The sequence below is a fragment of the Actinomyces sp. S6-Spd3 genome (assembly GCF_000758755.1).
Taxonomy (GTDB): domain Bacteria; phylum Actinomycetota; class Actinomycetes; order Actinomycetales; family Actinomycetaceae; genus Pauljensenia.
On the sequence record NZ_JRMV01000261.1, the window covers coordinates 1 to 734 of the forward strand.

Genomic DNA, 734 nt, shown 5'->3' on the forward strand with positions numbered 1-734 from the left:
GGCGTGACGTGCTGCTGTGCCAGTTCCACGACATCCTGCCCGGCACCTCCGTTGCATGGGTTTACCGCGAAGTTTCGGCCATCTATGAGCGTGTGCAAGAGCTCCTTGAAGCTATTATCGCCCGCTCGCTCGCGGCACTTGTCGAGGACGAAACCCCGGCACTAACTAATGCTTCTAGCTTTACCGGCTACGGTATTCCTGCCCTTTCCGCTGTCGCCCCAATTGAGGCGGCGCCGGTACAGGTACGAGGGCATCTGCTCGAAAATGAATATCTACGGGCCCAGTTTGACGAGGAGGGTCTGCTGACCTCGCTGGTAGAGAAAGAAACGGGGCGCGAATATGTGCCGGCCGGCCAACGCGGCGGGGAACTGTACCTATTCCAAGACTTCCCCAATGAGTGGGACGCGTGGGATCTGGACCCGTTTTATCGCGGATCCAAGCAGGTGATTGTGCCAAATAACGCTGTTTTTGAAAGCACTGACGGCGCCGCAAGAGTGCGTACAACAGCCGAGTTCTCTAACTCGAAGGCCGAGGTTACTTGGAGCTTGCGACCCGGATCGCGCGCCCTGGACGTACACGTACGCCTGGATTGGCATGAGAGTGAGAAGATTTTGAAGCTTGCCATGCCGGTCGACATCCACACCGATCACGCGCAGTACGAGACGCAAATGGGCTACATTACGCGTCCAACTCATGAGAACACCTCGTGGGAGGCCTACAAGTTTGAGGTCAGC

Annotated in this window: 1 protein-coding gene; it reads left to right on the forward strand. The window is 57.2% G+C overall.

What is annotated here, in order from left to right; translation table 11 throughout:
• On the forward strand, positions 1-734 hold a 734-nt coding region (locus HMPREF1627_RS02070), incomplete at both ends, for a glycoside hydrolase family 38 C-terminal domain-containing protein (protein ID WP_034500756.1).